The 6,346-nt window shown below is 60.1% G+C and carries 4 protein-coding genes; 3 read left to right on the top strand and 1 reads right to left on the bottom strand.

Features of this window, described 5'->3' with window-relative positions:
* Positions 1–719: IS4/Tn5 family transposase DNA-binding protein (locus ACVIHF_RS02525; protein WP_456791498.1), on the bottom strand; the 719-nt coding region annotated here is incomplete at its 3' end.
* 1,461 nt (positions 720–2,180) lie between these two features.
* Here ACVIHF_RS02525 and ACVIHF_RS02520 point away from each other — a divergent pair.
* The 3 genes from ACVIHF_RS02520 (at position 2,181) to ACVIHF_RS02510 (ending at position 6,344) form a co-directional block, all read left to right on the top strand.
* Positions 2,181–2,516 carry an antibiotic biosynthesis monooxygenase family protein gene (locus ACVIHF_RS02520; protein ID WP_253610394.1) on the top strand — a complete coding sequence of 112 codons (336 nt, stop codon included), beginning with the start codon at positions 2,181–2,183 and terminating at the stop codon, positions 2,514–2,516.
* Between the two features lie 431 nt (positions 2,517–2,947).
* Complete coding sequence (locus tag ACVIHF_RS02515) at positions 2,948–3,355, top strand: DUF4332 domain-containing protein (protein WP_253610393.1); 408 nt, start codon at positions 2,948–2,950, stop codon at positions 3,353–3,355.
* Between the two features lie 1,549 nt (positions 3,356–4,904).
* Complete coding sequence (locus tag ACVIHF_RS02510) at positions 4,905–6,344, top strand: TolC family protein (RefSeq protein ID WP_253610391.1); 1,440 nt, start codon at positions 4,905–4,907, stop codon at positions 6,342–6,344.
* Positions 6,345–6,346: the final 2 nt, after the last annotated feature.

The following is a 6,346-nucleotide window of genomic DNA, read 5'->3' as shown; positions in this document are numbered from 1 at the left end:
TCGGCAAGCCGATCAACACAGGTTCGCACCAGGAAATGCGTTCCGACCTCCTCGGCCAGGCAAAACAGCTCATAGATGTCGCTCTCGCGATCACCAATATGAACGCATCGTCCAGGAGCAGCGAGAAGGTCGGTCGATTGCCGTAAATTCTCGAGCCAGCGGATGCTCTCCTTCTGCTCGATCGGCACCCGTGTCGGATTGATCTTTCGCTTCAGCGCCGTCGTCCCCTTGAACTTCTTGCGGGTCCAGAACTTGATTGCCGACAGTCCGAGCGGAAGCCCCTCGGTCGTCACGGCGAGACTAGAATGCATCAGGATGCCGCACTGTGTGCGTCCTGCCGTCTTGCCCGTAAAGCCGATCAGATCCGGCTTCTCGCGCTTGAAGCTGAATTCCGTCGTGTCATGGAGGACGAGGATCGGTCCCTCCGTCGCCGCTACGCGCCCGCGCGTCGCCTCGAAATGACCGCAAAGAATATCCGCCTCATTGACCCGCTCGTTGGAGAAGAAGCGATAGACGGCCTTCGTGTTGGCCCAGTCCTGACAAACCAACGGGATGCTTTGACCCATGTCGCTTCCGACTTGTGCGAGCAATTTGCAGAACCGGCGACCAAGCCGCTCATCCTTAAACTTGCATCCCGCAGTTTCTCGATCAACCCACGTCTCGATACCGGTCGTCAATCGCTGAGCACGCGTCTCCGCGCGTTCCTTCAACAGACCCATCGAGCACCCCACTTCCGAATCAGGTGCTCAACAATGAATCACAACAGATTCTGCCGATTCAAGATTTCGCCCGCCGCGCCTCGCTCAAATCCGACGTCAAATGTGGGTAATTGAAAGCTATTGGGGTGGTGCCACTCATCAAGGTAGATCTACGGACTTTACGTGTTCTGAAGCCCGCGGATCATTGCCGAGGTTGCGACATGCGCACGTTAATGATCGTACTGGGAATATGGCTGTTGCTGAACGTCCTTGTCGTGGTGATCATGACGCCACCCCGCAAACCGCGACGGACTGAACCCGCAAACCGACGCGGCTGAGATCGTCGATCGACAACAACGCACACGTGCGTCGCATCCGTGATGGAGCTGCCGATGCCGTCCTCGGATTGGGTGGCGGTTCAGGACTGCGTACATAGCACATCTCCTCAGGCGCTTCGTAACGAGTATCTCGGCGTCGCTAGCTCCTGGCTTGATAATCGCAACGCCGAACGACTATATCCGATCGAGCAGATCAGTGAGTCTGAAAGACGCGGTATAAGAGAAGATGTGAGATATGCCGCACGCGGTGCTGGTTTCATCTCACCATTCGGGCCCAAGTACGGCCGCCACTTCTGCGAGAAGATTTGTCCGGGCGCCTGCCCCGGTGATCGCAAAACTTGATCTTCCCTTGCCGTACTACCGCCAGGCGGCGATGAACGCGGCGCGAGGGATTGCAGTCGACCGCTCGACGCTGCCCGGTTGGGTTAACTAGACGGCACCGCTGTTCGATCCCATTGTTACCTGCTCATCACGAGGTCACCATAACAGCTACTCGATCGAATAATAACGCTAAAAGCGAAGATCATTTCTCAAGGAGCGGTCGGCACATTCCGAGCGAATGATCGCGGTGCATGGAAGAACGTCTTCGATGAGCGCGTTGGCGCTGGCCGCACAGCTCATGTTGACGATAGGCCGTTCGTGCGCAACGTAGAGACGTCGAGAACGCATTTACCACGCGGATCGAGTAGCGCAAAAACGACCGACTTCAAATGATCCCGGCCGATCATCAAATCAGTCCTGATCGGGATGTACTTCACGTAACGCGATGCAGGATAAATCATCCATAGATCGTTGTTGGTCGAGCGCCCTCTGGCACCATTCGGAAGTACACCTCAACGACGGAACGCCGGGCCCTCTGATCCTTAACGTCAAGAACGTGCAGTCGTCAGAGCTCTCGGCCGTACGCCATCCCGGCAGCTCGGCCGACTGCACAACGCAAGACGACGTGCTGTTCTCGAGTCCTGGACCGGGCAGGGTGTACAAAGCAGCATTATGGATCGCACTTGTGCCGAGCGCGATTGCAGGAGCTCAGCCAATTTGCCGCTGGCCGGTTGATACCCTTGCGCGGTTCTGACGCGTCATGTCTTTAACCAACTTAGCCGGCAGGGTTGGAAGGACGTTCTGCCAACAGGAGAACTCAAGAATGTTCATCGCAATAAACCGCTTTCAGGTGAATAAGGGCTTGGAGCAGGCGTTCGAGACAGTTTGGAAAACAGGCGAATCCCATCTCGGCGACGTCGAGGGCTTCATCGAGTTTCATCTGGTGAAGGGGCCGGAAGCCGAAGACCACACGCTCTACGCCACACATACGGTGTGGGCCGACTACGCCGCGTTTGACGCCTGGACGCGCTCGGAAGCGTTCAGCCGCGCGCATTCCAGTGCTGGCAACGAGACCGGCGGCAGCCTCTTCCTCGACCACCCCAAGTTCGAAGGCTTTGAGGTCCTGATCACCGAGCGCGCTTCCAGTACGGCGGCGTGACGGAAGCGTTTATGCCGCGCCGATTACATCATCCGCTTCAGCATCCTCGCGGACTTGGATTGAGCGAAGGGACGCGGCACGGACAGTGCGTCAACGCCGGGGAGGCGATCATGGGGGACAATTGGTTCAATACCGTCCGTCGGCACCTCGCGGTCACGGGCGATCTGGCTGCAGTAAAGGAGACGAGCCGTGATAGCGACGACGCACTCGCCAGATCATCCAGTTGGCGGCGCGCGGGATCAGCCTTCTCGGCGGCACCATCGAAGACGGCTTCGAGGGGCGCACCGTGTTCTAGTCGCAGCGAGCTTGGGCCACGTATTGCGCAGGATCCAGCTCGCCCGCAACCGCACTGAATGACCAGCGCAAAGCTTGGCCCGCGAGTGGAGCTGCCACCATCCGGGCGGATGGAGAATTAACTTGGTTCGAGTGTCGTGACATACCCTATCACAAGAATTGACGGGCTCGGTGCCTATGTCGCTTCCAAGCTAAAGGCTCAGAAGATTCGAACAACCGCTGCGCTGCTGGAGCACGCTAGGACAGTGAGGGCTCGAAAGGCGCTTTCGGCGAAAACCGGGATCAGCGAACGGCAACTGCTCGAGTGGGCAAATATCGCCGATTGCATGCGCATCAAAGGAATGGGCAGGGCTACGGTGGAACTACTGCGTGCCGCTGGTGTCTTCACCGTCAGGGACTTGGCTCATCGCAACCCCGCACGCCTAGCGCAGGCGATGAAGGAAGCCAATGAAACGCGAAAGGTCGTCATTGTCATGCCCTCGGAGAAGTCCATTGCTCACCTAGTCCAGCGTGCCCGCAACTTGCCCCTGAAGATCACTTACTAGATGCCGTAATGGGCCCTGCTCCGAGCAAGGGTGATGATGGTGGCTGTCCTCCGATAGATGATGAAACGGGGTCACAACGTTGAGTCGGCCCCAAGCATCTGGAGACGGAGGACAGCCGTGGAGAACTATGCCGGAATTGCGTGTCATTGGAACTGTCGAGCGTATGCGTTGTGGATGTCCAGGGTAAGACCCTGAAAGAGGTCGCGAGCGAACCCGACGCCTTCGTCCGCGCTGCCCCACAGCGACCCAGTACGTGGCATCGCAGTATGCCGCCGTCTGCCTTCCGGGCCTTCTGGATGTCCTCCTGGTCCGCCGCGCTGGCTTCAAAATACGCGCGAACGAGTCACGCTTCCTGTGCCCCCTTCTGAGCACATTGCCATCGGCCGGTATGGAGGCTGCCCGCCGAAAGCCCATTCCGTGGACCGTCGGAATGGGCCAGGCCCTCTACCGTGCCGGCCCGCGGATGGACGCCCGCTGGCCCGGCAGCTTCAGCTTCGGACCCGACATCAGGACGTCGCACGCGGGATAGAGCAAGCCCGCCGGGTCGTTCGAAGGACGACAAACAAGAGCGAACATGAACAGCCTGACACCGTCTTTCTCCTCGCCGCGATTCGCGCGTCACAAAAACGATCATTTTTAAAAGATGCAGGTGATTTTCAAGAGTCCAAGGCAGCGGAGCTGCTTGTATCCGGCTTGGCTAAATCGTAGTTCGACACGCTGTTCAGTTTGAATCGTGGGTGCGACGACGGGATGTTTTGGCGGTTGACGAGATCGAAACGGATGTTGTCGGGGCGACGATCGCTCTCGTTTACCTGTTCTGCGTGCTTGCGCCGGGTACAACCCTCGCCGTTGGGGCCGGACCGGCACCTTGCCTGGATGAGTTACAGGTTGTGGACGTCATCCATGTCTATGATCATGCGTAAGAATGTGCGTCCCCTGGACTCGCATCGTTATGCCAGTACTCAACACCAACACGTGGGCAAGAGTGCCGACGCAGCGGCGCGGCACGCCAACCACCATCATCCTCCGAAGAGCGCGCTGGGGCCTTGCTGTCCAATGCCGTGCGTCTCGGCTATTTGGGCGGATTTACCTTCTGTCGCGATCCCCTCCCAATCTCCGTCTACTTGCATCTCCGTTTCTTACCGGGGTCTGCACAGCGAGGCGTTCTCGCGCCTCTATCGTCCGCCCATCGTCTGATCTCGATGTCACCAACTGGCGCGCGTTCGATTTGGCGCGTGCATTCCTGCACAATCGACGCATCGGGAGTACGCATGTATTTGGGAGTTCTGGCGAAGTTCGCCACCATTGGGACGTTGGGCGAACGACGTCGCTTGTCTATCTTCGGCATGACCATTTTGGGCGCCGCTCTCGGCGGATGCCAGACTGTGGCGCCGCTTGTCGCATCCGCGGATCCGGGTGTCCAGGTGCGCCGCGTTGCCTATCGCTCAACCGTAGCGCCCTATTTTAGCTTGCGGCCATCGACACCCGCTCTTTGGCGCGAGCGCAACGAGGCCGTCACTCCGAAACGGAAAGGCGAGGGTGACGAACGATGAAGACATCCAGCACGAAATCGATCGCTCTCATCTGCACAGTCCTGTCGGCGGCGCTCCTCTCCGGATGCGCGTCCTTCTCGTCCGATAGCGGCTTCGCTGTCGTTTCAAACGCCACGGCCTCGATCGAAGGGAAGCAGGCTGCTTTCGTGCGCTCCCCGGACGACGCAGAACGCGCCACGATAGCGGTGCGCGGGTTGCTTGCGCGGACGCTTACGGAAGATTCAGCCGTGCAGGTCGCGCTCCTGAACAACAAGGGTCTTCAAGCGGCTTACAATGAGCTCGCACTCGCAGAGACGGACATGGTCGAGCAGAGCTTGCCGCCGAACCCGACGTTCTCCGTTTCCCGAATATCTGGCAACGGGGCGAGCGAGATCGAACGGCAGGTGGTGGGAGACATCCTGGCACTTGCGACGCTGCCGTTGCGCAGCGAGATCGCACGTGAACGCTTTCGGCAAGCGCAGCTCAGGGCAGCGCTTGCGACACTGCAGCTGGCCGCCGAGGTGCGTCGCGCTTACTTCCGGGCGGTGGTAGCAAACGAGATGGCAGTTCTGTTGAATGACGCCAAGTCTACCGCAGACTCCACGGCGCAGCTCGCCAAGAAGCTCGGCGAGACCGGTGCGATCAACAAGCTCGACCAAGCCAGAGAGCAGGTGTTTTACGCGGAGACCGCGGCGGATTTAGCGACCGTCCGGCAGGAGGCGATCAGTGGGCGCGAGCGGCTGGCGCGCCTTATGGGTCTGTGGGGTGCCGCGCTGTCGTACCGGATTCCAGACAAGCTACCGCCGTTGCCACGCCGTCCCCGGACACTACCGTACATCGAGATGGATGCTGTCGCGCATCGGCTCGACTTGCAGATCGCGCGGATGGAAGTCGTCGCGCTGGCGAAGGCGCTCGATCTCACCGAGGCGACCCGCTTCGTCACGCTGCTCGACGTCGCCGGTATCGACCGGCGCACCCGCGATCCGGAGGGCCCACCGTTCAGGGAGCGCGGGTTCGACGTCCAGTTCCAGATCCCGATCTTCGATGGCGGGGAGGTGCGGGTTCGCCAGGCGGCCGAGAACTATCACCTTGCGTTCAACCGGTTGACCGAGAAGGCGATCAACGTCCGCTCGGAGGCGCGCGACGCCTACCGCGTCTATCGCTCCACCTACGACATCGCCAGCCACTACCAGCGCGAGGTGCTGCCGCTGCGCCAGATCATCACCGAGGAGATGCAGCTTCGCTTTTCGAGCATGCAGGTCGACGTGTTCGCCCTGCTGACCGAGGCACGGCAGCGCATCGCCGCCTTGCGCGCGGCGATCGACGCCAAGCGCGACTTCTGGCTCGCGCAGTCCGACTTGCAGACCGCCGTGAATGGCGGCGGATCGGAGGGCGCCGCGGCGATGACTTCCGCTGTTGCCTCGACCGCGCAGCCGGCGGCCGGCGGCGGCGATTGAAC

Source organism: Bradyrhizobium sp. USDA 4506 (assembly GCF_054058795.1).
Note: the sequence above shows the minus strand (reverse complement) of the source record. Positions and strands in the feature narration are given on the sequence as shown.

Bases quoted from the DNA above. Each gene is read 5' to 3' on its own strand.
- ACVIHF_RS02520 (WP_253610394.1), top strand. From the start codon at position 2,181: ATGTTCATCGCAATAAACCGCTTTCAGGTGAATAAGGGCTTGGAGCAG.
- ACVIHF_RS02510 (WP_253610391.1), top strand. From the start codon at position 4,905: ATGAAGACATCCAGCACGAAATCGATCGCTCTCATCTGCACAGTCCTG.